Origin of the sequence: Dechloromonas denitrificans (assembly GCF_020510665.1) — a bacterium.
GTDB classification, from domain to species: domain Bacteria; phylum Pseudomonadota; class Gammaproteobacteria; order Burkholderiales; family Rhodocyclaceae; genus Azonexus; species Azonexus denitrificans_B.
Map to the genome: position 1 here is coordinate 2,450,091 of NZ_CP075187.1, position 24,705 is coordinate 2,474,795.

The 24,705-nt window shown below is 52.9% G+C and carries 26 protein-coding genes, 1 tRNA gene and 1 other annotated feature; of the genes, 19 read left to right on the forward strand and 8 right to left on the reverse strand.

The window, feature by feature from the left end; genetic code table 11:
• Positions 1 to 252: a type II toxin-antitoxin system HicB family antitoxin gene (locus tag KI614_RS11645; RefSeq protein WP_226405899.1), complete on the reverse strand. Its 252-nt coding sequence runs from the start codon at positions 250 to 252 to the stop codon at positions 1 to 3.
• Between the two features lie 218 nt (positions 253 to 470).
• On the opposite strand from KI614_RS11645, the gene KI614_RS11650 reads away from it, so the two are divergent.
• From KI614_RS11650 to KI614_RS11710, 13 genes are all read left to right on the forward strand, one after another.
• A complete protein-coding gene (locus tag KI614_RS11650) occupies positions 471 to 1,445 on the forward strand; it encodes an integrase (RefSeq protein ID WP_226405900.1) in 975 nt (324 codons plus the stop codon).
• A gap of 539 nt (positions 1,446 to 1,984) precedes the next feature.
• The gene (locus tag KI614_RS11655) at positions 1,985 to 2,443 is read left to right on the forward strand and encodes a hypothetical protein (RefSeq protein WP_226405901.1); all 459 of its coding nucleotides are present in this window, start codon (positions 1,985 to 1,987) and stop codon (positions 2,441 to 2,443) included.
• A 193-nt stretch (positions 2,444 to 2,636) separates the two neighbouring features.
• Complete coding sequence (locus KI614_RS11660) at positions 2,637 to 2,951, forward strand: hypothetical protein (RefSeq protein WP_226405902.1); 315 nt, start codon at positions 2,637 to 2,639, stop codon at positions 2,949 to 2,951.
• Positions 2,952 to 3,377: 426 nt separating this feature from the next.
• The gene (locus KI614_RS11665) at positions 3,378 to 4,487 is read left to right on the forward strand and encodes a ribosomal protein L7/L12 (protein ID WP_226405903.1); all 1,110 of its coding nucleotides are present in this window, start codon (positions 3,378 to 3,380) and stop codon (positions 4,485 to 4,487) included.
• A gap of 196 nt (positions 4,488 to 4,683) precedes the next feature.
• Complete coding sequence (locus KI614_RS11670) at positions 4,684 to 5,094, forward strand: hypothetical protein (protein ID WP_226405904.1); 411 nt, start codon at positions 4,684 to 4,686, stop codon at positions 5,092 to 5,094.
• 70 nt (positions 5,095 to 5,164) lie between these two features.
• Complete coding sequence (locus tag KI614_RS11675) at positions 5,165 to 5,347, forward strand: hypothetical protein (protein ID WP_226405905.1); 183 nt, start codon at positions 5,165 to 5,167, stop codon at positions 5,345 to 5,347.
• 70 nt (positions 5,348 to 5,417) lie between these two features.
• On the forward strand, positions 5,418 to 5,897 hold the full coding sequence (locus KI614_RS11680) for a hypothetical protein (RefSeq protein WP_226405906.1): 480 nt from the start codon (positions 5,418 to 5,420) through the stop codon (positions 5,895 to 5,897).
• Positions 5,894 to 6,061: a hypothetical protein gene (locus KI614_RS11685; protein ID WP_226405907.1), complete on the forward strand. Its 168-nt coding sequence runs from the start codon at positions 5,894 to 5,896 to the stop codon at positions 6,059 to 6,061. The genes KI614_RS11680 and KI614_RS11685 overlap by 4 nt, the downstream gene beginning before the upstream one ends.
• 338 nt (positions 6,062 to 6,399) lie before the next feature.
• A complete protein-coding gene (locus KI614_RS11690; RefSeq protein ID WP_226405908.1) occupies positions 6,400 to 6,819 on the forward strand; it encodes an antirestriction protein in 420 nt (139 codons plus the stop codon).
• A gap of 120 nt (positions 6,820 to 6,939) precedes the next feature.
• Positions 6,940 to 7,713, forward strand: a complete 774-nt coding sequence (locus KI614_RS11695) for a hypothetical protein (protein ID WP_226405909.1) — start codon at positions 6,940 to 6,942, stop codon at positions 7,711 to 7,713.
• 153 nt (positions 7,714 to 7,866) lie between these two features.
• Positions 7,867 to 9,330: a virulence-associated E family protein gene (locus KI614_RS11700; protein WP_226405910.1), complete on the forward strand. Its 1,464-nt coding sequence runs from the start codon at positions 7,867 to 7,869 to the stop codon at positions 9,328 to 9,330.
• An 85-nt stretch (positions 9,331 to 9,415) separates the two neighbouring features.
• Positions 9,416 to 9,628, forward strand: a complete 213-nt coding sequence (locus KI614_RS11705) for a hypothetical protein (RefSeq protein WP_226405911.1) — start codon at positions 9,416 to 9,418, stop codon at positions 9,626 to 9,628.
• A gap of 50 nt (positions 9,629 to 9,678) precedes the next feature.
• A protein-coding gene (locus KI614_RS11710) for an IS3 family transposase (protein WP_226405912.1) occupies positions 9,679 to 10,901 on the forward strand; the annotation gives its coding sequence in 2 pieces (ribosomal slippage) (positions 9,679 to 9,967 and positions 9,967 to 10,901; 1,224 coding nt in all).
• Positions 9,957 to 10,073, forward strand: a sequence feature (AL1L pseudoknot). It overlaps the preceding gene by 117 nt.
• A gap of 380 nt (positions 10,902 to 11,281) precedes the next feature.
• On the opposite strand, the gene KI614_RS11715 is transcribed toward KI614_RS11710, so the two are convergent.
• On the reverse strand, positions 11,282 to 12,091 hold the full coding sequence (locus tag KI614_RS11715; RefSeq protein ID WP_226405913.1) for an NYN domain-containing protein: 810 nt from the start codon (positions 12,089 to 12,091) through the stop codon (positions 11,282 to 11,284).
• Positions 12,092 to 12,889: 798 nt separating this feature from the next.
• Positions 12,890 to 13,480, reverse strand: a complete 591-nt coding sequence (locus KI614_RS11720; protein WP_226405914.1) for a hypothetical protein — start codon at positions 13,478 to 13,480, stop codon at positions 12,890 to 12,892.
• 107 nt (positions 13,481 to 13,587) lie between these two features.
• Between KI614_RS11720 and KI614_RS11725 the strand changes: the two genes are divergently transcribed.
• A complete protein-coding gene (locus KI614_RS11725; RefSeq protein WP_226405325.1) occupies positions 13,588 to 15,114 on the forward strand; it encodes an IS1182 family transposase in 1,527 nt (508 codons plus the stop codon).
• A gap of 1,053 nt (positions 15,115 to 16,167) precedes the next feature.
• On the opposite strand, the gene KI614_RS11730 is transcribed toward KI614_RS11725, so the two are convergent.
• Together KI614_RS11730 and KI614_RS11735 are read right to left on the reverse strand one after the other, a co-directional pair.
• Complete coding sequence (locus KI614_RS11730) at positions 16,168 to 16,392, reverse strand: type II toxin-antitoxin system HicB family antitoxin (RefSeq protein WP_226405915.1); 225 nt, start codon at positions 16,390 to 16,392, stop codon at positions 16,168 to 16,170.
• Between the two features lie 72 nt (positions 16,393 to 16,464).
• Positions 16,465 to 16,552 (reverse strand) — tRNA-Ser (locus KI614_RS11735).
• 173 nt (positions 16,553 to 16,725) lie between these two features.
• Here KI614_RS11735 and KI614_RS11740 point away from each other — a divergent pair.
• Both KI614_RS11740 and KI614_RS11745 read left to right on the forward strand, forming a co-directional pair.
• Entirely contained in the window at positions 16,726 to 17,418 is a 693-nt protein-coding gene (locus KI614_RS11740; RefSeq protein WP_226405916.1) for a Bax inhibitor-1/YccA family protein, read from the forward strand.
• Between the two features lie 118 nt (positions 17,419 to 17,536).
• On the forward strand, positions 17,537 to 18,856 hold the full coding sequence (locus tag KI614_RS11745; protein ID WP_226405684.1) for an IS4 family transposase: 1,320 nt from the start codon (positions 17,537 to 17,539) through the stop codon (positions 18,854 to 18,856).
• Positions 18,857 to 18,888: 32 nt separating this feature from the next.
• Here the strand turns inward: KI614_RS11745 and rlmD are convergent, their stop codons facing one another.
• Entirely contained in the window at positions 18,889 to 20,187 is a 1,299-nt protein-coding gene (gene rlmD, locus KI614_RS11750) for a 23S rRNA (uracil(1939)-C(5))-methyltransferase RlmD (protein WP_226405917.1), read from the reverse strand.
• Between the two features lie 50 nt (positions 20,188 to 20,237).
• Here rlmD and KI614_RS11755 point away from each other — a divergent pair, with 50 nt between their 5' ends.
• The 3 genes from KI614_RS11755 (at position 20,238) to KI614_RS11765 (ending at position 22,530) form a co-directional block, all read left to right on the forward strand.
• Positions 20,238 to 20,714, forward strand: a complete 477-nt coding sequence (locus KI614_RS11755; protein WP_226405918.1) for a hypothetical protein — start codon at positions 20,238 to 20,240, stop codon at positions 20,712 to 20,714.
• 139 nt (positions 20,715 to 20,853) lie between these two features.
• Entirely contained in the window at positions 20,854 to 21,108 is a 255-nt protein-coding gene (locus tag KI614_RS11760) for a hypothetical protein (protein WP_226405919.1), read from the forward strand.
• Positions 21,109 to 21,286: 178 nt separating this feature from the next.
• Positions 21,287 to 22,530 (forward strand): IS3 family transposase gene (locus KI614_RS11765; RefSeq protein WP_226405920.1). Its coding sequence is split into 2 segments (ribosomal slippage): positions 21,287 to 21,640 and positions 21,643 to 22,530, totalling 1,242 coding nucleotides; the frame shifts between segments, so codons are not numbered across the junction.
• 77 nt (positions 22,531 to 22,607) lie between these two features.
• Here the strand turns inward: KI614_RS11765 and bamC are convergent.
• Positions 22,608 to 23,738: an outer membrane protein assembly factor BamC gene (gene bamC, locus KI614_RS11770; protein ID WP_226405921.1), complete on the reverse strand. Its 1,131-nt coding sequence runs from the start codon at positions 23,736 to 23,738 to the stop codon at positions 22,608 to 22,610.
• 15 nt (positions 23,739 to 23,753) lie between these two features.
• Positions 23,754 to 24,632, reverse strand: coding sequence for a 4-hydroxy-tetrahydrodipicolinate synthase (dapA, locus tag KI614_RS11775; protein WP_226405922.1), 879 nt, complete (start codon positions 24,630 to 24,632; stop codon positions 23,754 to 23,756).
• Positions 24,633 to 24,705: the final 73 nt, after the last annotated feature.

The following is a 24,705-nucleotide window of genomic DNA, read 5'->3' on the forward strand; positions in this document are numbered from 1 at the left end:
CTAGTCGCCTGAAACTTCCTGATCAGTCGATTCCTCTGCTGCCTGCGCGGTCATGGCTTCGGCATTACGCTCAAAATACAGCTGAATCGCCTCGCGCAAATTGGCCACTGCCTCTGCATCCGTAGCCCCATCGCTGGTTACATCAATATCCAGACAACGAGCAACAAACATCCCGTCTTCAGGATAAACCTCGTACTTGATTCTGTAGGGAGCAGGTTGGTTCACGGGAGAAGGCGTAATGATGGTCTGCATTGGACAATCAGGGCGCGGAACCCTGGATCCCTTTAAAGGGAGTTTTGGCGGGTCCGGTGAGATTCGAACTCACGATGGGTTTCCCCACGCCGGTTTTCAAGTTCTAGGGAAGCACCGGTAGCGCCACCGCAATGGCACATGCCTCGCAACAGTTATCAAAAAGCACACGAAGTCAGTAGCACGCTCGGTCCTGCCTACGTCCTTTTCGGAGGTCTGCAATGGCATCAATCAGATTTAGAACCAACAAATGGCAGTGCCGCATACAACGGCAAGGCTTCCCTGCGCTCTCCAAGGCATTTGAGACAAAGGAGGATGCTCAGCGATGGGCACGAGGTATCGAACGCTCAATGGATCTTGGCGAGTATGAAGTTGCCGAGACCACCACAACCACCCTTACCGACCTAATCGATCGATACCTGAAAGAAGTCACTCCGACGAAACGAGGTGCATTTCAAGAAAAGTATCGTCTCGGCGTCATCAAGGCCGACAAGGTAGCCACAATGAACATCAAAACCATCACATCAGCAGACGTGGCAGCATTTCGTGATCGTCGTCTGACCACGGTAAAACCCATTACGGCAAGACATGATCTATGCGCCATGTCAGCAGTCTTTGAACATGCCCGGCTGGAATGGTCGTATCCGATCACCAACCCAGTCAGGGGAATTCGTAAGCCATCTATAGGACAAGGCAGAGATCGCAGACTGAATGGCAACGAAGAAGAAAGACTACTGGTCACATTCCAAAACTGCCGTAGCAGTTGGATCAAGCCCCTGTTCCAGTTCTCCATCGAAACCGCTTGCCGGAGAAGTGAAGCACTGAAGCTGAAATGGGCAGATGTTGATCTTGGCAAACGAATTGCGGTTCTCCGTGGCACCAAGAATGGCGACAACCGAGTGATCCCTCTGTCCGGAAAGGCGGTGCAAGTTCTATCTGCACTACCTAGGGATCTAAAAGGCAATGTCTTCCCTGTACCGATGCCGACAGTCCGTAGTGCATTTGAACATGCTTGCAAACGTGCCGAAATTGAAAATCTGAGGTGGCATGATCTACGGCATGAGGCTGTCAGCCGCTTGCACGAACGTGGATTGAGTACGGTCGAGGTAGCTGCAATTTCCGGCCACAAGACATTGGCTTGCCTCGCACGGTATAGCCACATGAAAGTTGAGCGACTGGCTGAAAAGCTGGCCTGACCACCACCCCGAGAAACTGAAAGCTGAAATTTTGGAAACCTACCGTCCTGCAGCATGGGGGATGGAGGGGTAGCAGTGCGCTCAGAGTTCCAGGAAAAACACTGCCTCCGGAGTCGATGTGTGATCCAAGTTGGACTTGTATTGCATAAACTAGGCCGCGCTCACCACTGAGATATGTAAGCGTCTCGGCTGGAAGTAACTTTCAGTCGGGAATTGTGGCGGGTACTACCCAACGGACTTTCGCAAGGGAGTCCGTTTTTTATTGGCCGAATCGCATCCGCAGCCAGAAGCAGCCATTCAGGCATTCAGGCATTCAGGCATTCATCCTATAAGCGGTCATACGCATATTTTTGTCCCATAGTGCGAAATTGAAAACGCGGCTAGCATATTTGAGTTGTTATACTGATAGTCAGCATACCAAGTAACTGAATCGTAAAATTTCTGTCAAGGCGCGGCCTTCGGCTGCTGGGACGCGCAGCTTACCTAGCACGCTAGGCCAATTTCAGATCACCCGAACCCAAGCAGCTTACGAGAAAAGTATGAACTCACACACCATAAAAAATACATTCACCATATTCGTTGCGCTACTGTTCTCAGCGTGTTCATCAATTGATCTAGCACCTTCAGCAATTGACAGCGAAGCTAAGACGTTCAAAGGCGAGGAAGGAAAGTCTGTTATCTATGTTGTTCAAAACGGCGGCTATAGCTCAGCCAGAGCTCTGTTCCAAATCACGCTGAACGGGCAGCCACAAGGATCTCTTTCGGGGCAAACCTACCATCGAATATCTGCTGCGCCCGGCACGCAGATGATTGCCGCTTCAGCTACAGAGAACGAACGAGTTCTGCGGCTTGTCACAACACCAGGGAGCGTTGTGTTTGTTGGGGTGAGCTCAACGATTGGATGGTCCAGCATGCGCGTTGGAGATATCCGAAAACTAGATGACGAAGAAGGAAGGCAAGCTGTTCTCGAAGCTAAAATGGCACAGGGTTTTCGATAGCCACACGCCAAGCAAAAAGTGCGTATTTACGAACGCAAAAGCAGAGAGCGTTGCCTAACCAGTCAATCAACCGGACCTCACTCGGCAAGCCGGGCGTTGCCGGTTAATCGACTGACGTTCAGTTTAAGCAGCCCCACGAAGCCCCAGCTATCCTTGTGATGCCTGGGGCATTTTTATGAGAAGTCCATAAACCATGCCCCCTCGCGCCAAGAAATCCAACCTTAGCCCGATGATGAAGCGTTGTACTGTTAGTACAGGAAAAGCAATTCAGAAAACCATCCCACACCTAGAGCAAGCTGGTGTCAGCCTCGCGCAATGGGTAACTACCGACCATACGGGATTTAGCCAGGCGTTACTCAAAATGCCAGCACTAGGTTTCTGGGATAGCTGCCTGAAAATCACGCTACGCTTCATCTTCGCAGTTGTTGGCTGCGCACTATCCGGACTGCTCGTTTTCCTAATGGTTACCTTGGGAATTCCATTTTTGATCACTGGCGGACCGCCATGACAATCCAAACTAGCTCATCCACGCCCCCAGGAGAAATCCTTGGGGCTTTTTTTTGCCTATCCGAAAGGCGCACTCCATGTCACACCCAGCATCAACCACAAATCAGCCGCAGCCAGTCAATTGCACGACGCAAAAGAAAATCCAACGTAACCACCTATCCACTTTCCACCCCAGCACCCCATACACGGGAACAACATGATCATCGTTACCAAAGCATCAGATACCAATTGCAACACCCAGCTTCTCTTACGACCAGCCTAAATCCTCACGAAGCGCACGAATAAGGCGACCAGTAATGTTTTGAAGAGATGACTGTTTGACGACAAGAGACATGTTGCAAGTCTCGTGACAAAGAACAAGCGCGTAGTCATGTTAATCGTTACAATCAGCCCAAAGAAACCCATTCCGCATAGGAGTACATCAAAAATGAATAGATTTGGAAAACCTTTGATAATAATAGGAGCAATTACTCTCCTTGTGGCATTAAATATGGATGTATCCGTTGAAAGTGGATACGGTCGAGTCAATAATATTGGTCTAATGGCAGACCGCAGCAAGTACCTTCTATTAGGTGCACTATTGGTCGTTGCCGGTCTATTTGTAAATTTCAAGAACAGCGAAAACCAATCGACAGACAACACTTCCAATTCAGACGAAATAAAATGCCCGTTTTGTGCGGAGCTTATCAAAAAAGATGCAAAGCTTTGCAAGCATTGCAAAAGCACAATCCCCGAAGCTCAAACTCCCATTCCTACCATCAACATTGCTCCCAACCAAGACACTAATCCAACACAAGTGCTGGGGTCAGAGCCACCTCCAGCCAAATCACCCCCACTAGTATCGCCAAAAGTCAATAGATCCGAATTCAACAGATCATTTACAGAAGAATTTAGTACCCCATTAAATTTTGACGAAATTCGAACAATCCTAGCGAATGAGTTGAGCAATTCAATCAAAGGATTCCAGAAAGATAGTCTGCTATATTTTCAAGGTAAATCGATTTACGCAGAGGCAACCCTGTCACATATAGATGGAAAAAAATGGTTTGTAAAAATAGACTATCTTGAGGAAATGAGCACTTGGTCATCAATCGGAATTTTACTTGTAGCAATCGTCATATCTGCAATCACCAACAGCTACACAGCGTTCGGGTTATTATTAATAATTGGTCCAATCATAATAATACTTCGAGCAATCTTCAGCAGCAGATTAAATACAAAAACGATAAAAATCTCCATCGAATCGTTTAAGAAATCACTTCAAGAAAACTCTATTCCAATCGCAGGAAGACCAAGATCACATATTGAACTCACCTCTTCCGACACCTATGCCCTTAAACTTGTAACAACCGGAAACCATGAGAAAGAAGTCAAGGCAGCCATCCGGGAAATCCTAGAACTTGGAATTAACGACACAAACGATTTGATAAAGAACCAACCTTGCATAATAGCCTCCGGCCTATCGGCGTCTGAAATAACAACCATCAAATATAAATTAATGAAAGCAGGAGCATCTGTAGAAATCGAAAACTGCTAACCAAAAACATCTTTAACACTTTCTAACTCAGCGCCCCCTGGAGAAATCCTCGGGGCGTTTTCTTTCGTCCAATCAGAAAGGAAATACCAATGCAACCTACATATATAACCAGCCCGCTCTTTAACCTCAGGCATAGGAGACACCGCCGTAATCACCTACCCGCTTTCCACCCCAGCAATCCATATATGGAAACAACATGATCATCGTGACCGAAGCATCAGATATACCCCTGATCACCAGTCAAACCATCCAACAGTTGGTAGCACTCAGATTCCGGCAGTTGGCTCCGGATGCACCCCCTGCCACCCCCTGCGAATTCATCGTTGTGGAGGGAGGGGAGGCAGTTTCTGAAATTGAGCTGGCGGCGGGATTCCCAATCCTGACCGGTCTGTTCGATGACTTGGCATACACCGATCCTGACTTTCAACCCTGTAGCGAAATCTTGGAGGAACACCGAAATGAACACAGTTGTATCTACGAAATGGTCTTCATTAGCAGTGACGATGGGGCTTTTACCTGCCTCCTTATCCCTGACGAAGAAGGCATCGACGCCGATCTGTTGGCTATGTGTCGATCATGGGCAACTCCAGCAGTGAGCCGCCCATGACCAACCGAAGATCAATTCACCCACTCCCAAGGGCCATCCAAGTGATGGCTCTTTTCATTTGGAGGCTGGCATGCCTACACAGCAGCACCCCATAGTCGTCGATCTACTTGGTCGTCTCGATACTCAGCAGCAGGAGCAGTTCCACGAGCGTGCCGGGATTCTGGAATTCGATGCCGGTCTGGATCGCCCATTTGCCGAAGCATTGGCACTACTCGAAATCATCCGCCTACATGGCTGGCCACCAAGGCAGTAGAAATGACGATCGGGAATTGGAGCATCTTATATGAAGGCCAATTTCGGCCATCTCACACAAAGGAAATTGTATGCAGAAGAAAGTAGCTACTCCTGAATTGCCAATCCGAATCCTCAAAATTGGCACCTGTCCAAGCCTATCCGATCGCTCTCAACTGACTTACCACATTGGCCGCCATGCTGATGAGATCCATGTGCGGATCATCCAGAACTCTGGCAACGGACAGTTCAATGCCGACTGGGTGCCGATTGCACTGATAGAGAAACTGCTGAGTGCGCACGCTGCAGACCAGCCGATTACCTCTCGCGCCATGCAACCGATCTTCCGCAGCAAGTCTTCCAACAGCCCGGCATTTCTGTTCGCGGCACTCAAGTCAGAAGGCTTGGTACTGGCGGGCACGGAAAAAGATAGTGGCTACATCCTCGGCAACATCGAGGCATTTCGGCAATCGGTGTTAGCCATGATCGCCAGTGATACGGATCTCTCAGCGCAAGCTGAGCCCCCCGCTGAGCAGTCGAAAAAGAAGCGCTCCAGTAAGGATGCTGCATGACATTGATCATCGCCGCACTACTTGGATTTTGTGTCATCAGTTGCCTTGCCACTTTCAAGACCATCCTAGCCTTTATCGCCATGGCTGCTCTGTTCTATGTCTCTTTACCCGTCTTCATCGTCCTGCTGATGATTTTGGGGATCATTTTTTTCTACACCCGCTGAAAGGAAGCATCATGTACGACATCTGCATCATCAACGCCGTCAACACAATCGCAAACTGGCATTTGGACTCGGCATTCTCTTGTGTCCATTCCCTTGCAGTCCTGCGTTATCAAGACTGACCTGCACCAACCCGCTCGGCCACTCCCAAAGCCGACGAAGTAGCGCGCGCCTGACACTAATGCAGGCAACTCCCCCGAAGCTGCCTCCCCTCCCCCCCTGTAGCGCCAATTCCAAGTTCTACCCTGAGCATATCCGGCATCGACCGGAGGCATACGCTCGTCTTGGATTTCCGCTGGGGGTGGGAGGGGTAGCAGTTTCACCAAACTCTAGGAGTCACCATGCAATCGAAATCCCAACGCATCACCGCCAAGATCGTCCCTGAGTCACAACGTATGAATGTTGCCGACACGCATTTCGGCATCCGCTATCCACTGGTCGTCGAACCTATGGTGTATCAATTCGCAACCCAACTTGCCCCTGCTTACAAGGGAGGATATTGGGAATTTCATACGCTCAGCAATGGCGGATTCCTGATGACCCCAACGCTAGATGATGTGTTTAAGATCACTGCAGACAACGGCTACGAAGGCACCATGTCGGCGGAGGCTCTCGGCATCACTGCGTGTCTGTACGCATACAGCAATCTATCCTTTGGTGAATGTGCTTTCGGCGAGACATGTGCGGAGCACTACCACTGGCTGTATGAGTTTGCGATGCGACATTCGGAATCAATGGCAATTCGTGGTGCAATTGACTGAAACCTACGTCCTTAGATGTGTCCCCTCTTCTTCCCTGTCGTATTAGGGGGAGAGGGATGCAGCAATATGAATTCTAGTGCCTAGATTAAAATCCACATATTGAAACAGATAACTTTGAAAATGCTGAAAACAGAAGACACAGCACTCTTTGACCTCCGACCAAGTTGTACTCAAGATGAAGCAGTAGCGAAAATGCTTGGCTGGCTTCGCGGAAGTACGCGTCTCCAGAAAATAAAGGTAACGATCGATGGCCTTTCTGATGCAGAACAACTCCCCTATCTCCCTGAACTCCCCGACCCTGTGGCAGTTCTTATCCAGGAGTTTCGTGAGCAAGCCAGCAAAAAATATATTGATGCAGTAAATGCCTATGATTTTGAACTGGCTCTGGAAGTGGAAAATGAGGTCAAGAATTGGGAAAACATGGCCGGACTTGCCTGCCGATACATGATCGACATTGCAGATGAACTGTCACAACCCAAACCGAAGCTGCGTATTGACCAAAGTGCCACTCTGGCGACAGGCAAAATACACATCACACTGAAAAGTCTTCATCAGTGGGCACTCAAAACGTATGAAATTTCGATACTCGACAACCAACCCCTCGTAAGCGATTCGTCATCTGAACCCAAAGATACCCCTCCAGCGGAGCCATCGATAAAACTATGGCTGGTTGCTGATCCAAACGACCCCAAACCCGAGTACCCCTGGTACACGCCAGCAAGATACTTTGCCAGACAGTTGATCATTGACGATCCAACCCTGCTTATAAAAAAAGACTTACTTGCTCAAAAGGTAGGTCAATCACTCACTGCTGCTGGCATCATGAAGCGGGGAGGAGTGAAACCACTTGACCCAGCTACGATCAAAAGAGCCTTCAACAAAGTGGGTTTCTAACGAAACTTTCAAACTTTCGCTGAAAGTTTTCATAAAATTCGCTCGCTTTCCCTTCTGCCACAATGGTTTTCGGAAAATAACCGGTAGGTCTTTGAAGCGTTAAACGCTCAAGTCCAATAGAGGCTCCTTAACAACGCCAAGAAAGAGGCAAATATGGAGTCCCCTAAGTTCAACATCAGCAAATTTTCCTTTTCAGCTCCGAACAAGCAAGTAGCAGTCGAAGTCTCACCGACCATAGGGGAAATCAATCCACCGAGGTCCCCCCTTCCCCTCGAGCAGATTGCCGAAAGCGCATCACAACCGATCGAAGCCTCTCCAGTCTTCACATCAAGTTTAGGCATCACAAGCCAAGACCTTGACCATGTACAAGCGCTGGAGCCTTCAAGCTTTCCAAATTCTCCGCTGAAGGATGAAGGCATTCCGCCAGTAACCATCGGGAATATCATTTATCTCCTCGAGATGTATGGGATCGGCATCCGTTACAACGTCATCAAGAAGAAGCTTGAGGTAATGTGGGCCAAGCAGTTGGGCACCGCTGACAATCGGGACAAGGTTGCCTTGACCACGATCCTCAGCCTGGTGTCGCTGAATCGGATGAGTACCGGTCCTGTACCAGCCATCCTGGAAACGATTGCTGATAGAAGCCCACACAATCCTGTAGCCGACTGGATCATGCGCAAGCGGTGGGACGGTATTGATCGACTTGAGCCATTCCTGAATACGTTGGTGGAACGAGAGGACTATCCGAAGCCGTTAAAAGACGTGCTGATCTATCGATGGCTGATTAGTTGTGTTGCTGCCGCTTTGATGCCGCAAGGATTCTATGGGCGTGGCATCCTCACGCTCCAGGGTCCCCAATCGATAGGCAAAACCAGTTGGTTTCGTGCGCTGATCACCGATCTAATCCTTCGAGAACTGGCCTTGAAGCTGGATCATCACCTCGATGCAGGCAACAAGGACACGATCATCACTGCTGTAAGCCATTGGATCGTCGAAATCGGCGAACTCGATAGTAGCCTGAAGAAAGACGTGGCAAGGCTGAAGGGCTTCATCACCACTGATCGTGACAAACTAAGGAAACCATATGCACGTGGTGACTCGGAGTACCAGCGTCGTACGGTGTTCTGTGCCTCCGTCAATGACCACGCGTTTTTGGTAGATGCGACAGGGAATACGCGTTTCTGGACCATTCCGGTGACGAAAATCGACTACCAACATACCATTGACATGCAGCAACTATGGGCACAAATCGCCGTGGATTTCCAGAATGGCGAACGGTGGTGGTTGGATCGTCATGAAGAAACTCTGCTGGAGAAACTCAACCAAGAGCATCGCGCTGTCAGTGCAGTCCGAGAGCGCCTAATGGGTGAAATTGATCAATCGGGCAACATCACGCAACCGAAGGCCTACAGCGCTACACAGGCACTACAAAAAACCGGCATCGACCGCCCTAGCAATCCGCAATGCAAGGAAGCCGGAAGCATTCTTCGCGAACTCTACGGCGACCCAAAGAAAATTCAGGGAATCTATAAATGGCGAATTCCGTTCAAAAAGGACAAGCCGGACAAGTTCAGTAAGCACTTCCGGGATCCTGATGAGGACGACGATCTGTACTGATAAACGGCCGAAATTTTATCAGCGTCCTACCACTCCTCCCCCCGTTGGGGGTGGGGGGGTAGCACCTTCGCAAAAACTGAATTGAATGGAAAAGCGCGCAATGTACCCAATGGATGGCATCAGATTTGATGAACACGGTGGCAAATTTGGCAAGCAACGCGGTATGTACATGCCCGGAAAATTCTGGGTTCCGGAAGCAGATTTCAATCTCGCATGGGAAATCGCCAAGGCACATTTGCCCAGTATAGACTGGACGAAAAAAGTCTCCTCAGAGACGTTCTTCACTACGGAAATATGAATCGCCCCGGGTTTTGAGGAGGCTCCCTTCTTTGAGAAGATGGAGCCATGATGAAGAAATCGACGAAGTTTTCCCCCGAGGTTCGGGAGCGTGCTGTACGGATGGTGTTCGAGTCGCGCGGGGACCACGGATCGCAGTGGGCAGCCATTGAATCGATTGCCCCGAAGATCGGTTGCAGCACGCAGACGCTGTGCAACTGGGTGAGGCAGTACGAGCGGGATACCGGGCAGCGTGACGGGACGACCACCGCGGAGGCGGAGCGGATCAAGCAACTGGAGCGCGAGAATCGCGAACTGAAGAAGGCCAACGAGATCTTGCGGCTGGCGAGTGCGTTTTTCGCCCAGGCGGAGCTCGACCGCCGCTTCAAATCGTGAAGGCCTTTATCGACGAGCACCGGGAACGTTTCGGGGTCGAGCCGATCTGTCAGCAGTTGCAGGTTGCCCCGTCCGCGTATCGGCGCCATGCCGCCCGGCAGCGGAATCCGGAATTGCGTTGCGCTCGTGCCCGGCGCGATGAAATACTGGTCAGCGAGATAGAACGCGTCTGGCAGGTCAATCTACAAGTCTATGGCGCGGACAAGGTCTGGCGGCAACTCAACCGGGAAGGCATTGCTGTCGCCCGTTGTACCGTTGAGCGCCTCATGCGCCAGCAAGGGTTGCGCGGTGTCATGCGCGGCAAACCCGTAAAGACGACACGCCCGGACCCGGCAGCGCCGTGCCCACTGGATCGCGTCAATCGGCAGTTTTCGGCGACTCGTCCGAATCAGTTGTGGGTCGCGGATTTCACCTACGTTTCGACCTGGCAGGGCTTCGTCTATGTCGCGTTTGTCATCGATGTTTACGCACGCTACATCGTCGGCTGGCGCGTCAGCCAGAACATGCACACGGACTTTGTTCTGGATGCGCTGGAGCAGGCCCTGTACGCCCGCCAACCGGACCGAAATACGCTGATCCACCATAGCGACCGGGGTGCCCAGTATGTTTCGATTCGCTATTCGGAACGTCTCGGCGAGGCCGGCATCGAGCCCTCCGTCGGCAGCAAGGGCGACAGCTATGACAACGCCCTCGCCGAGACCATCAACGGCCTCTACAAGGCGGAAATCATTCATCGGCGCGGCCCGTGGAAGTCCAAGGAGGCCGTCGAGCTTGCAACGCTCGAATGGGTCTCTTGGTTCAACCATCATCGATTGCTTGAGCCTATCGGATATATTCCTCCGGCCGAAGCTGAGGCAAACTACTACCGCTGTCAAACCGAGCAGGCCGTCACCGCCTGACTCAAATCAAATGGCCTCCGCGATTCCCGGGGCGATTCAATATGGCACCAATTCTGGGGGATAAGCAGACTCAATTTTGGACGCTGTATCAAGTACTTTAGTGTCCACAACATGCTGCCAATCGAGGTGGCCAATCCAGGCAAGAAAGGTAAACGGTTCTACAAGCGGAAAGGACAGTAGCGACTAGCACGGGGTGAGATGCGCCAGATGTCAGAAATCATCTAGCCCACTCCCCCCAGATTCATTCTTGGAGTTATTGAATGCCTGCTTTGTGCCCTTTGTTGACGTTGGGTGACTTTCCAGTAACGGCCGCTTCAGACTGAATGCTGCCATTCCGTATTCCACATCATCAACTTTAATTCAGCCGTTTTTGGCTAAAGTTAAGGTTTAATCAATCGGACTTTATTGGGCTTGCCAACTGGCATCAATTCGAAGTGGTGGGGGAATTGCCTAAACAACTTCGTTGAAGTCGCATTCTTGGCGAGGATTTTTTGGTCGTGAAGTATCTTGGCTACTTCGGACAACTCCAACCATTGCCCCTCATGCATCTTTGGTAGTGCCGCAATAATCGCCTGATGAGTCTTGACAGCTGTTTTGGAACTCGCAGCGGCGGTCTTGGTCGCCTTTTTCGGCGCATCTTTACTTTTAGCTACCACTTTTGGTGCGACTTTTTTGGTTTGCGATGTATTCGCTATCGCTTTTTTAGGTGGCGCGCTAGAAATTTTCTCTGTAGTCGGTACAACTCCTTGTACTTTTGGCGCGGAAGTAGGCGCTTTTTCCGCTCCAACATAGATGACTTGATCGTAGGCGGGGATCGCATCTTGAGACAACTTACTACGCTCACTAATACAACAAACTCTAATGCCGCGCTCCCGTAGCCGCACGACCAAGGGAACGAAATCCAAATCTCCGGATGCAATAACGATCATCTTTGGGCGTGGCGTCATGCAGGCCAACTCCATCGCATCTACTGCTAATGAAATGTCAGTGGTGTTTTTTGACAAGTGCAGATTGACGAATGGGCGTATAGCTTTCATTCGCAATACTTCTGTGATCCCCTTCATGTTTTCGGCGCTGCCATATGCCCTACGGATGGCTACGGTACCTTCGTTTTGCTCAAGTATATTTACAGCTTCCTGAACCCATTCCGGCGACGAAAGGTTATCTGCATCAATTAGCAGTGCAATCATTTTTGGTTACCTGCGGTACTTCAGTGATCCGAATCCGCTATTTAGTTAGAAAATGATCTGATCATATCGCATATCCATTGACTAGTTTTCGCCGAGCAAATTCAGAAAGTCTTCTGGGGTCAATGGCAGCAATCGCTGCATTGCAGACGTTACACTTTGAATAGCGACTGGCAGCTCATGGCCGTTTGTTGTCTCATGCTGCGTGAGTCGCGCTTCTTCGGCAGCTCCGTGCCCTTTGCGGACGTTACTAGATTTGGAAGGCGGACGTTCAGGGGCGTTGAAAGTGACCGGCATAGGAGCTCAGTGGTTTGGTGTCCGGTTGACTGTACTGTTAGGTGCCTTGCCCAATCTGTGCGGCTACCATGTCTTTGACCAGCACATTGAGCAGCCAGAAGACGAGGCAGCCTGTTAAAGCAGGGATAATGAAATACATTACCGTGGACCAGAACCTGTTCTTGAACGGATCGGCCAAGCACCGCCAAGCTACGTTCGACGAAAGCACGCCGATGTACAGGCTTAGGCAAATGGCGAGCCCCCCCCCAGACTACCTTTGCGGGAAATGACTGGAACCTCAGGTCGACGTATTGAAATGCAACGATGAATAGCAGCCACTCAGTTATTTGAAATACCACCGGTATTCCGTGGATCACAGAACGGGTAAACGGTGATGCCTCCACAACCGTGCCGTCTGGCAATTGTTTGTCGAGATTCATTCGGTCACAGTGAGGCCTAAGTCCCTTGGGGCGCCGTGTTAGTTTTCGTGCGGCAAGATGGCTTTTCATATCAGAGACACTGGTCCTATGTGAGAAGTAGCTGACGAGCTACGGGGTGCCAAGTTGCATAAGCCAAATTTGACGACGGGTGATTGATGTACCCAGCTGTTACCAAGTTGGGACCAACAGTCAGTGTGGCGATGTGATGACTTTCGAGCTTGCTCTGAACATGCAGTAGGAGATTGTCCCAGTTGGCTTTGCCTAGGACCAAAACTCTTGTTGGCTGTAGCTTCTCAACAACCTCAAAGAATGCCGGTACAGATTCTTCCCACATTTTGTATGTTGGTCTGATGCGAGCCTGATCGCCTACAAGACATTGTACAAAGTTGTAGAAGGCGACATTTTGCCAAAGTCCCGAGGGACCAAGTGATTCATTGAGCCCGAAGATGACTCGGCGAATTTTTGTGGAAAATCTGCAAAAACCATTGGTGTCTCGATTCTGATCTCCGATAGCAAGATCATCTTCGACACAGCGGGTGACTAGACTCGAATTGAAATTTTCTGGTGGATCTGTGAAGTTGGACTCACCAAGGATCAGGGTCTTGTATTTGAAGTAGATCGGATTGCGATAGTTACTTCCGACCCAAGGATGCACAGCCACATTTGATGACCACATGTCGATACCTAACGACGGTGTAGAAAAAGTGTATTCATGCCCGCATCGTGCCGTGAACCATATGGAATAACAAGGCTCCAACCTGAAGTTGAAATCAGGGAGGCGCCATGGCCCGCTACAAAGCAATCGACACCAGCCCGAGGTTTCTCGCGGTAGATCTGGAGAAGCAGTTGCTGCCCGGTAGTTTCGAGCATGCCGTGCATCACCTGCTCGACCACGAATTCGATCTTTCCCTTTTCGACAGTCGCTACCGCAACGATCAGAACGGCGCCAGCGCCTATCCCCCGGGGATGTTGCTCAAAGTCATCCTCTGCGCCTACGCCCAGGGCGTGGTTAGCAGCCGGGGCATTGCGCGGCTGTGCCGCGAACACGTCACCTTCATCGCCCTCAGCGGCGACTCCGCACCGCACTTCACCACCTTGGCGGCCTTCGTCTCCAGCCTCGACGAAGAAGTCGCCCGCCTCTTTGCACAGGTGCTTTACCTCTGTCATCGGCAAGGTCTGATCGGCCGGGAAATGTTCGCCATTGACGGCGTCAAGCTGCCCAGCAACGCCTCCAAGGCCAAGAGCGGCACGCGAGCCGACTTCGCCCATCAAGCCGACAAACTCGAAGCTGCCGCCAAGAAGATGCTGGCCCGCCACCGCGAGAACGACCGCCAGTCCGTCGAACCTGACCTCGCCGAGAAATCCCGGCAACGGTCCGAAAGCTTGCAGCAAGAGGCCGCCCAACTCCGCCAATGGCTGACCGCCAACCCTCAAGACAGAAAGGGCAGTAAAGGCGCCATCCGCAAAAGCAATCGCACCGACCCCGAGAGCGCCAAGATGGCCACCAGCAAAGGCGTCATTCAAGGCTACACCGGCGTAGCAGCCGTCGATGCCAAGCACCAGATCATCATCGAAGCCCAGGCCCACGGCACCGGCTCGGAACAAGAGCTACTGCTGCCGGTCGTGCGCGCTACTCAGGCGCAAGCCACTCCGGACACGCTCTACACGGCTGATGCCGGCTACCACTCTGAACGCAACCTCAAAGCCCTGGCCCAAGAGAACATCAACGCCCTGATTGCCGACAACGGCATGCGCCAACGTGACGAACGCTTCAAGGACCAAGGCAAACACAAAGTGAAGCCTGATCCCCTCTACGACAAGGCTAACCCGAAGAAAGCCGCCAGGCGTTACCGTCCGCAGGACTTCACACGCGATCCCGAAACTGGCATCTGCACCTGTCCAGCCGGCAAGCAGCTCTACCGCAATGGCACGAACTGCATCCACAACGGCCACCTCGCCACCAAATACAGCGGCACTCTGCGCGACTGCCTGCCCTGCGAACAACGCACCAAATGCCTGCGCACGCCGGAGAAAACCCAAGTCCGGCAAGTTGCGTTCTTTCGAGGCAAAGCCGACACAACCGAAGAAAGCGAGACCGACCGGATGAAGAAAGCCCTCGACAGCGAAGCAGGCAGAGCCCGTTATGGGCGACGCTTCGCCACCGTCGAACCGGTGTTCGGCAACTTGAGGCACAACAAGCGACTGGATCACTTCACGCTACGTGGGCGGAAGAAGGTTGATACGCAGTGGAAGCTGTACTGCCTGGTGCACAACATCGAGAAACTGGCGCATCACGGGTTCGGGCAGTAGAGGAAAAAGAAGGGAAATTCACCTGAAGGGGCCGAAACAGCTCGCATCGAGAATCACACGGTCAACCTGGAAAAAGCCTGAAAACGAAAATGGCGCAGATCAAACCTGCGCCATGTCTTTGCCGGAAATCTGGCTGGAAAAGGGTTTTTCTACAGCGTCAACGTTCAGCTTGAGGGACCGCCGGAGCCCTTAGGGATGCCTGAAAAGTACAGGACTGGTATTGATTGCTGAATGAAACGCGAAGGCCTACCGATTTGGCCCATGCCTCGATTTTCTCGAATCCGTCGTCACCCCTGAAATATGCGTTAAGAAGGACATCCCACGGCTCTTCGTAGGAACCGTGAGCCGCGACCTCGGAAAGGATGTGATCAAGATGATTCATTGGGTTTCTAACAGTGTTTACACGGACGCATGGGTTCGTATACCAATTGATATCGTGGACGCTGTATGTGTTGCTATAAGTCCATTGTCGTTAGTCGATTGGAATATTGGCTGTCAGTATAACAACTAAAATATGCCGCACAACTTTCGTAGGGCAATGTCTGCTTTTGGGAAGGGCAAACAAGTGTCCGGTTGTGGCCGATTCCGGAAATTCACCATAGGCTGCTCCCCCTCCCCCCACGTACCAATTTGTGTCACGGAAAGCCATCTCAGAAGCTGGGTAGCCGCGCCGCACCCAGCCCCCCAGAGTCACACGCAGGCTACCCGCCTCGCGCCGACCTCCGGCCAGCCATCATCACCCCCATCGGCCAGCCCCAGCGTCACTCTCAGCACCCGCACGCCGAAACCCGGCCCCACCCTCCGGGCATCAAGCGCAACTCAGCTGCCCCCTATCTCAATCAATCGAAAGGAGTTCTGACATATAAAAGCGGAATTGAAGTTTGATCATGCATGGCAGGCATCTGTAGGTAGATGCACACAGCATGACTATCAGTTTGCACTGAAGTAAATCTCGAACCCGACCGACATCGGTCCTTTTACGGTCCTTTTAACCTGCAATTCTGTAGCAGGACTAAGTGTTAGCAACTGACTTTTGTGCTTCGTCCGACAGCCTCAGCCGTCGATGTCTTCCTGCTCGCCATCCTCTTCAGCCACCTGAGCGACCATCGCCTCGGCATTACGCTCGAAATACAGCTGGATCGCTTCGCGCAAGTTAGCCACCGCCTCGGCATCGCTCGCACCATCACTGGTTACATCAATATCCAGACAACGAGCAACAAACATCCCGTCTTCAGGATAAACCTCGTACTTGATTCTGTAGGGAGCAGGTTGGTTCACGGGAGAAGGCGTAATGATGGTCTGCATTGGACAATCAGGGCGCGGAACCCTGGATCCCTTTAAAGGGAGTTTTGGCGGGTCCGGTGAGATTCGAACTCACGATGGGTTTCCCCACGCCGGTTTTCAAGACCGGTGCATTCAACCGCTCTGCCACAGACCCGCAACTACTTCAAACTTTCCTGGCGCTTCGCCGTCGCGACGAAACTCGGGAAGGCCGGCATGATAGCACAGCTTAACGGAAGACGACCCCGCCTGGCGGCATGACAATGATTGAAACTTTCGCGAAGGTCCGTTAGTCTTATTGATCATCAAATAATAGAAGGAGCCTCCCGCATGACCACCAACTTCCAGATCGCCGGACAGGGTTCTCCAGAGCTTGCGCTGCAGCAAAATCGCGTGCTGCGCAACACCTACATGCTGCTGGCCCTTTCCATGGCACCGACCGTTCTCGGCGCCTTGATCGGTGTTCAAATGAAGTTCAGTTTCATGGCGAGCAGCCCTCTGATCTCTTTCCTGCTGTTCATGGGCATCGCTTTTGGCTTCATGTGGGGCATCGAAAAGAACAAGGATAGCGCCCTGGGCGTCGGACTGCTGCTTGGCTTCACTTTCTTCATGGGCCTGATGCTGTCACGCATTCTTCAGGTTGCCCTTGGCTTTACCAATGGTGGTTCGATGATTGCCCTGGCCGCAGGCGGAACCGGTGCGATTTTCTTCACCATGGCCAGCATTGCAACGGTCAGCAAGCGCGACTTCAGCAGCATGGGAAAATTCCTGTTCATCGGGATGATCGTTGTCCTGTTGGCAGCAATCGCCAATATTTTCTTTCAGATTCCCGCGCTATCCCTGACCATTTCCGCGGCTGTCGCACTTATTTTTTCGGCTTATATCCTGTATGACATCAGCCGTATCGTTCAAGGCGGTGAAACCAACTACGTCAGCGCCACGCTTGCGGTCTACCTGGATATTTACAACGTTTTCGTCAGCCTGCTCCAACTGATTATGGCACTCACCGGCGAACGTGACTAAGTTTGGAAGACACCCAACAAAAAAGGCAGCCGAGGCTGTAATGCCGTTCACTTAGGTGAGCGGCATTTTTCATTTTGGGGCTTGTGGACAGTTCGCCGAATGGTTAACGTGGCGAACGATGTTGTCCAGCCAGCTCTCCATTACGACAGATGTCATGCCGACGATCGGATTCGATCGTCTGGCGGCTCATTTGCCGTATGAGTGGATTGAGCAGGCGCTCAGCGCGCATGGGGTGGCGAGTGTTCGCCGCCGTCGTTTGCCGGCGGAGCAAGTGGTCTGGCTGGTGATCGCCCTGGCGTTGTTTCGTCGCCAGTCGATGGAAGAAGTACTCAGCACCCTGGATCTGGCCTTGCCCGACACCCGAATCGAGGCGGTCTGCAAGAGTGCGATCACGCAGGCGCGGGCTCGCCTTGGCCAAGCCCCGCTGCAATGGTTGTTCGAGCAAACGGCCCAAGCCTGGTGCGCACAGGAGAAGGTCGCGAATCAGTGGAAGGGACTTTCGCTATGGGCGGTCGATGGCACCACCTTTCGGGTGCCGGACAGCCCCGAGAACCGCGAATTCTTTGGTGCCCAACGCTACGCCAGCGGCAAAGTGGCCTCCTATCCTCAGGTGCGTGCCGTCAGCCTGACGGCACTGCCCACCCATCTGGTCTCGGCCATCGAGTTTGGCCAATACGGCCAGAACGAAATGCTTTACGCCAAGGCGCTGATCGGTCGGATCGAGGACCATTCCCTGACCGTCTTCGACAAGGGCTTTGTTTCTGCGGAAATATTGTTGGGCTTGAGTGCTGCGGGCACCGAGCGGCATTACCTGATCCCCGCCAAGTCCAACACGCAATACGAAGTCCTGTCGGGAACGCCCGAGGATTGTCGGGTTCGTTTGCGTATATCTCCTCAAGCGCGCGTCAAGGCCCCTGATCTGCCCGAGGCCTGGGAGGCCCGTGCCATTCGAGTCGAGTCGGCCAATGGTCAAAGCCGGGTACTGCTGACCTCATTGTTCGATCGCCGCCGCTTCAAAGCGCAGGATCTGGCGGACTGCTATCGCCGGCGCTGGGAAATTGAAACCAGCTACCGCGAGCTCAAGCAATCGATGCTGGGCGAAGCGCTGACCTTGCGCTCGCGTTTGCCCGAAGGGGTCAATCAGGAAATCTGGGGGGCCTTAATTGCCTACAACCTGATCAGACTTGAAATCGCCAAGGCGGCCACTGAAGCGCGCGTCGCTCCGACCGATCTGAGCTTCCTGCGCGCACTGCACATCATCCAGCACGAACTGATCTGGGCGGCGGGAATGAGTCCGGGGAAACTGCCGTCCCATCTGGCGCGCCTGCGTTTGCAGTTGCAGATGGCTATCGTGGAAAAACGACGGGGGCGAAAATGCCCCCGTGTCGTCAAAGCCAGACCGGCTCGTTACGCCGTTCGTCACCTAAAAGAGCCTTAACTGAACTGCATTACAGCCGAGGCTGCCTTTTTTTACGGCTGCTCAAAAACAGCGATTGATTCAACGTGCGCAGTATGGGGAAACATATTGACCGCCCCGGCCGTAACGAATCGATAACCGTGGGTATTCACCAAGACTGCCGCATCGCGAGCCAGAGTCCCTGGATGGCAAGAGACATAGACGATGCGCGCCGGTTTGCACTCACCCAGTGACCGGACCAGTTCAATAGCCCCTTCACGCGGCGGATCAATCAGCATTTTGTCGAACGCGCCAAATGCCCTGATCGTTTTTTCGGTGCACTCAAACAGATTGGCCACACCAAACTCAACCCGGTCAGCCAAACCATTAACCCGGGCACTTTCACGCCCGCGCTTGACCAGTCCCTGACTCCCTTCGACACCAAGAACATGGGCACCGGAACGCGCAATCGGAAGCGTAAAGTTACCCAGCCCACAGAACATATCGGCAATCCGCTCACCGGGCTGCGGATCAAGCAAACGCAAAGCACGGCGCACCATTACCTGATTTACCGCATGATTCACTTGCGTAAAATCGGTGGGCAAAAAATCGAATTCAAGATCAAATTCAGGCAAGGTATAGGACAACCGAGGGCCGGAAGTCGGATAAAACCGAGTAATGCTGTCCGGCCCCTTCGGTTGCAGATAAAAAACAACCTGATGAGGATCGGCAAACTCACGCAGCAAGCGCTGATCATCGGCCGTGAGTGGCACCAGTATGCGCAGCAGCAAGGCGACACAATGCTCACCGACTGAGATTTCAAGCTGCTGCAAACGATCCGCCACCGAAAGCGAAGCAAACAACTCGCGCAGCGGCAAAAGCAAGCGGGACACATCGGGACGCAAAACAGGACATTGCTTGATATCAGCAATATAGCTGCTGCGCCATTCATGGAAGCCGATCATGACGCCCTTCTCGGCATCAATTTTCCGTACCCCCAGCCGCGCCCGGTGCCGATAGCCCCATGGTGCTCCGTGAATTGGCGGCAACATCGATTCCGGGCGAACACGGCCAATGCGCCACAAACTGTCCTCAAGCACACGTTGCTTGGCAGCAACCTGAGCCGCCGGCTCCATGTGCTGCATCACGCAGCCGCCACACACGCCAAAATGCGGACACAACGGTTCGACACGAGCATTTGATGGCTTGAGAATCTTGACCAAGTGAGCCAGCTCATAGCTTGGTTTTCTGCGAAAACTTGCATATTCAACCGTTTCGCCGGGCAAAGCCCCATCGACGAACACCGTCTTGCCATTCTGGCGGGCAATACCTCTTGCCTCATGATCCAGGGATTCGATAACTCCGACTGGCACGGTCTACTCCAAAAAAGCGCGAATTTTAGCAATCGGCTACACTGATTGCCATGGCGCGCGAATTAATGACATCCTGGGCTGACTACCAGGCAGCAATCGACCAGATTCTGCAACTAGCGAACGAACATGTCTTCATCTACGACGAAGACCTTGGTCTGCTCAAACTGGAAAGCCCGGCCAGACTCGATCAAATCAAACGCATATTACTTGTCGGAAAAAGTGATTGTCTGCAGATCGCAATACGCAACGCGCAGCCAATGACCCGCAACAACCCTCAAACTCTCAACTTATTGACAGTCTACAACCACAAGACCAAAGCCAGGCAAACACCACCTACCCTCGCCCATCTTCGCGACAGCATGATCCTGGTTGATGGCAAGCACGGACTGATCCGCTTCGACCGGGAACAACCACGCAGCAAACTACTCATTGAAGAAGCTGGTGAATTGCGCCCTTATTATCATCGGTTTCAGGAAATCATCGATGAGTCAGGCGAAACCATCGGCAGTGGCACCTTGGGACTCTAGCATCAGCAAACAATGCCGCAGTGCAGCACAGCACGCCAAACAAATAAAAATATTGCTATAATCTTGCGCTGATTAGGTTGTTCCTGGTCTCTAAAAATTTTTAGCTTTTGTTGTCTCTTGTCGATAAGGAAACTCCCCCATGAATAAGTCCATCCTCGCTGCTGCTCTGATCGCTATCGCCCTGGCCGCTTGCGGCAAGCAAGAAGCTGCCGCTCCGGCTGCTGCTCCGGCTCCGGCCGCTGCTCCGGCTGCTGAAGCTGCCAAGCCGGCTGAAGCCGCTGCTCCGGCTGCTGCCCCGGCTGCTGAAGCTGCCAAGCCGGCTGAAGCTGCTGCTCCGGCTGCTGAAGCCAAGCCGGCTGAAGCTGCTGCTCCGGCCGCAGAAGCCAAGAAGTAATATTCTTGCTTCCAGAAAACGGGGCTTCGGCCCCGTTTTTTATTGCCCGGAAATTTGCACATACTCACTCGAGGCAACTTCCAGCAATAAAAAAGCCCGGATTAACCGGGCTTTTTTATTGGACTTGACCCGTCCTGAATGAAGTTGACACCTTTTCTAGAACGAAAGGGGCAGTCAGATGGAGTCAGGGGTTAAGAGGACACAGCGAGACTACACGCTGGCTTTTAAACGGGCCGTTGTTGAGCAGGTAGAAAAAGGCGAACTGAGCTACAAGCAAGCCCAGCAGCGTTACGGTATCCAGGGCAGATCGACGGTCTTGGTTTGGTTACGCAAGCATGGTCGCCAGAACTGGGGGCCGATGGCATCATACGGCCGCATGAGTGAGCCAACCCGAACATCAGCGAGCAGCCAGGGCCAGACGCCGGAACAGCGGATCAAGGAGCTGGAAGTCCAACTCAAGGAAGCCCGAGAGAAATCCCAATTCTTCGAAGCGGTCATTGACGTTTTGAAGAAGGACTATGGAGTTCGTGTGGTAAAAAAGCCTGTGGGCAAGTCCTCGCGCAAAAGTCCGTCGAAGGACTGAGTGTATCGAGGGCTTGCCGCTATATGGGCATCAGCCGGCAGGCACATTACCAGTGGCAGCAGCGTCGAGTGCACGATGAGGTCAAGTACGAACGGGCTCTTGAGTTGGTAAAGGCCAAGCGCTTGCATCAGCCCAGACTGGGGACGCGCAAGCTACATCACCTGCTTGGCCCGACGCTAGCGGCCGAAGGGCGTGGCCTTGGGCGCGATGCCTTGTTCGATCTGTTGCGTTGGAATCGCCTGTTGGTGCCAACCAAGCGGGCGTATCACAAGACGACCGACAGCCACCACCATTTCCGGCGTCATCCCAATTTGCTGAAAGCGGGACCGGATCAGGTTAGCGCCGAGGCGAGCGAGCAGGTTTGGGTTGCCGATATCACCTATTTGCCTACCCGTGAGCGCAGTGCCTATCTGAGTCTGATTACCGATGCCTATTCACGCAAGATTGTGGGTTACCACGTCCATGACCGCCTGCACACGACTGAGGTAAGCCAGGCTTTGAAGATGGCGTTAAAGGGGCGTCAGGGAAATGGGCTGCTGATCCATCATTCAGACCGTGGAGTCCAATACTGCGCTAATGAGTACCAAGCTATTCATCAGAAACACGGGGTGATCTGCTCAATGACGGACGGCTATGATTGCTATCAGAACGCCTTGGCAGAGCGGGTTAATGGCATTCTCAAGCAGGAGTTTCTACTCCAGCAGCCCGACGATCTCGATCAGGCACGCCGCATGGTCAGTCAATCCATCGCCATCTACAACCAGGAGAGACCGCATTTCTCGCTACAATTGAAGACGCCCGATGAGGTTCATCGGGCGTCTTTGAAGGCCAGCAATTAAGCTGGCCAATCCGTCGCAACAGGTGTCAACCTAGATTAGGACGGGTCAACTGCCTAAGACAGGCATCGACAAGAAAATTATTGCAGCTGCTGCAAAAGCAAAGCCAAAATCCGCTTCGATGTTTCAGAGCGATCAGCCCCGCCTTCTGCCGAGAGAACTTGGACGCCGCTCCTGCTGCTTCCATCATCACTGACGTGGATACGATATTGCACCTTTGAACTGGCAACCGGTTCCGAGCTTTTCCAAAAAGCAAGCTTCGACAGGAAGCCAGGATCCTTCTTGGTGTTATCCACCTCGGGATCAACGTAGCGAACGAAGTAAAGACCTCGCGACCGGTCACGATCTTCAACCGTAAAGCCAACGCGATCAAGCGCCAGGCCAACACGACGCCAAGCACGGTCAAAGCGTTCATACACTTCGAGGGTGCCTGAACCGTCGTCCTTTGCAGCCAACTTGGCCCGGGGCTCAGCTTTTGTAACAGCAACCAACGCTTCGGCACGTTTTTCTTCAGAGCCAAGGCGAACCATCAGGCGACGCAACATCTCCGCTTCAAGCTCAGCATCGGCAGCACGCGGCTGCCAACGCGTATCCTCTTTGGAAGACGAGGTATAAACCTCCTCCATGCCGCGATGGCTGATGAATACATCGGTCGTTCCAGGCTCGGCACCCGGCTCCAGGCGAGTACGGAACTTGTCACGTTCGCCGGTCGAATAAAGCGAATCCAGGAAACTGCCCAGTGTCCGTCGAATGATATCGTCGCCGATCTTGGCCCTATTTTCAGCCCAATCGGTTTCCATTACCCCCGCATCAGGACGCTCGGTCTTGATGATAAAGCCGGTTTCCTGCCAAAAATCCTTGACCGTATCCCACAGCTTGTCAGCCGGTACAGCAACGACCAGCCAGCGCTGGTTGCCAGAGCGCTCGACACGCACCTTATCAACCTGAGGCAAAACAGCCGAATTCTGTGCCTGAGCACCGGGAGTCCGGTCTGCGCTGTAGGCCGAGAAGGTAGCACTCCCCTTGCCAGCTGCATCAGGCACCAGAAAACGGTCATCTCTGGCAATCTGCGACAGATCCGGAGGCACTTCAAGCGTAGGCGCCTTGCCTGCCGACTTGTAATCGATCTTGCGGGAATCTGGAATCAAACTGCAACCGGCCAGCGATATGGCCAGCAAGGAAAGGGTAAGGCTGGAAAGCCGACGATTCATGTTTTCTCCGATCCGTCAGGCGAGGACACCGGCCAGGCGCATTGCAGCAAGAACGCGCGGCTGGTTGGCTTCACTCAGGGTTGTCAGCGGCAGACGAATGCCACCGGGCATCAGGCCCAGTTGCTGAACGGCCCACTTGACGGGAATCGGATTGGCTTCGCAGAAGAGATCGCGGTGCAGGCCGAGCAATTTGAACTGGATTTCACGCGCCTTGGCTACATCGCCAGCCGCGGCAGCGACACACATTTCGTGCATCAGGCGCGGCGCAACGTTTGCGGTAACCGAAATATTGCCGTGGAAGCCAAGCATGATCGAGGCGACACAGGTCATGTCGTCACCGCTATAGAGCGCGAAACCCTTGGGTGCGCGGACGATCAGGTCGCAGGCGCGATCGAGGTTGCCGGTCGCATCCTTGACACCGACGATACCCGGCAACTCGGCCAGGCGCAGGATGGTGTCGTTCGACATGTCGGCCACCGTACGGCCCGGCACGTTATAAAGCAGGATCGGCAGTTCGACGGCCTCAGAAATCGCCTTGAAGTGACGATAGAGGCCTTCCTGGGTCGGCTTGTTGTAATAGGGAACCACCGACAGCGCCATGTCGGCGCCAGCCTTCTTGGCGAACCTGGTCAGTTCGATGGCTTCAGCTGTCGAGTTGGCGCCGGTCCCGGCAATCACGGGAATACGGCCTGCAGCGTGGTCGACCGTGACACGAATCAACTCGCAATGCTCGTCAACATTGACCGTCGGCGACTCGCCGGTTGTCCCGACGATCACGATCGCATCCGTGCCTTCGCGCACGTGAAAATCGACCAGATTGCGCAGCGAGTTCAAATCGAGGCTGCCATCCTCGTGCATGGGGGTGACGATGGCGACAATGGATCCGGTAATCATGGCCTTGTTCTAAAAAAGGTAATCCCTTGATTGTAACTGAAGGCTATCCTGAGCGGAAAGACGCTTGGTAACA

Excerpts from the sequence above, each read along its gene's own strand:
- KI614_RS11695 (WP_226405909.1), top strand. The coding sequence starts at position 6,940 with ATGCTGAAAACAGAAGACACAGCACTCTTTGACCTCCGACCAAGTTGT.
- KI614_RS11755 (WP_226405918.1), top strand. The coding sequence starts at position 20,238 with ATGGCGCGCGAATTAATGACATCCTGGGCTGACTACCAGGCAGCAATC.
- KI614_RS11655 (WP_226405901.1), top strand. The coding sequence starts at position 1,985 with ATGAACTCACACACCATAAAAAATACATTCACCATATTCGTTGCGCTA.
- dapA (WP_226405922.1), bottom strand. The coding sequence starts at position 24,632 with ATGATTACCGGATCCATTGTCGCCATCGTCACCCCCATGCACGAGGAT.
- KI614_RS11720 (WP_226405914.1), bottom strand. The coding sequence starts at position 13,480 with ATGTGGTCATCAAATGTGGCTGTGCATCCTTGGGTCGGAAGTAACTAT.
- KI614_RS11645 (WP_226405899.1), bottom strand. The coding sequence starts at position 252 with ATGCAGACCATCATTACGCCTTCTCCCGTGAACCAACCTGCTCCCTAC.
- KI614_RS11670 (WP_226405904.1), top strand. The coding sequence starts at position 4,684 with ATGATCATCGTGACCGAAGCATCAGATATACCCCTGATCACCAGTCAA.
- KI614_RS11705 (WP_226405911.1), top strand. The coding sequence starts at position 9,416 with ATGGAAAAGCGCGCAATGTACCCAATGGATGGCATCAGATTTGATGAA.
- KI614_RS11760 (WP_226405919.1), top strand. The coding sequence starts at position 20,854 with ATGAATAAGTCCATCCTCGCTGCTGCTCTGATCGCTATCGCCCTGGCC.
- KI614_RS11650 (WP_226405900.1), top strand. The coding sequence starts at position 471 with ATGGCATCAATCAGATTTAGAACCAACAAATGGCAGTGCCGCATACAA.
- bamC (WP_226405921.1), bottom strand. The coding sequence starts at position 23,738 with ATGAATCGTCGGCTTTCCAGCCTTACCCTTTCCTTGCTGGCCATATCG.
- KI614_RS11685 (WP_226405907.1), top strand. The coding sequence starts at position 5,894 with ATGACATTGATCATCGCCGCACTACTTGGATTTTGTGTCATCAGTTGC.
- KI614_RS11690 (WP_226405908.1), top strand. The coding sequence starts at position 6,400 with ATGCAATCGAAATCCCAACGCATCACCGCCAAGATCGTCCCTGAGTCA.
- KI614_RS11700 (WP_226405910.1), top strand. The coding sequence starts at position 7,867 with ATGGAGTCCCCTAAGTTCAACATCAGCAAATTTTCCTTTTCAGCTCCG.
- KI614_RS11740 (WP_226405916.1), top strand. The coding sequence starts at position 16,726 with ATGACCACCAACTTCCAGATCGCCGGACAGGGTTCTCCAGAGCTTGCG.
- KI614_RS11665 (WP_226405903.1), top strand. The coding sequence starts at position 3,378 with ATGAATAGATTTGGAAAACCTTTGATAATAATAGGAGCAATTACTCTC.
- KI614_RS11660 (WP_226405902.1), top strand. The coding sequence starts at position 2,637 with ATGCCCCCTCGCGCCAAGAAATCCAACCTTAGCCCGATGATGAAGCGT.
- KI614_RS11715 (WP_226405913.1), bottom strand. The coding sequence starts at position 12,091 with ATGATTGCACTGCTAATTGATGCAGATAACCTTTCGTCGCCGGAATGG.
- KI614_RS11675 (WP_226405905.1), top strand. The coding sequence starts at position 5,165 with ATGCCTACACAGCAGCACCCCATAGTCGTCGATCTACTTGGTCGTCTC.
- KI614_RS11725 (WP_226405325.1), top strand. The coding sequence starts at position 13,588 with ATGGCCCGCTACAAAGCAATCGACACCAGCCCGAGGTTTCTCGCGGTA.
- KI614_RS11680 (WP_226405906.1), top strand. The coding sequence starts at position 5,418 with ATGCAGAAGAAAGTAGCTACTCCTGAATTGCCAATCCGAATCCTCAAA.
- KI614_RS11745 (WP_226405684.1), top strand. The coding sequence starts at position 17,537 with ATGTTGTCCAGCCAGCTCTCCATTACGACAGATGTCATGCCGACGATC.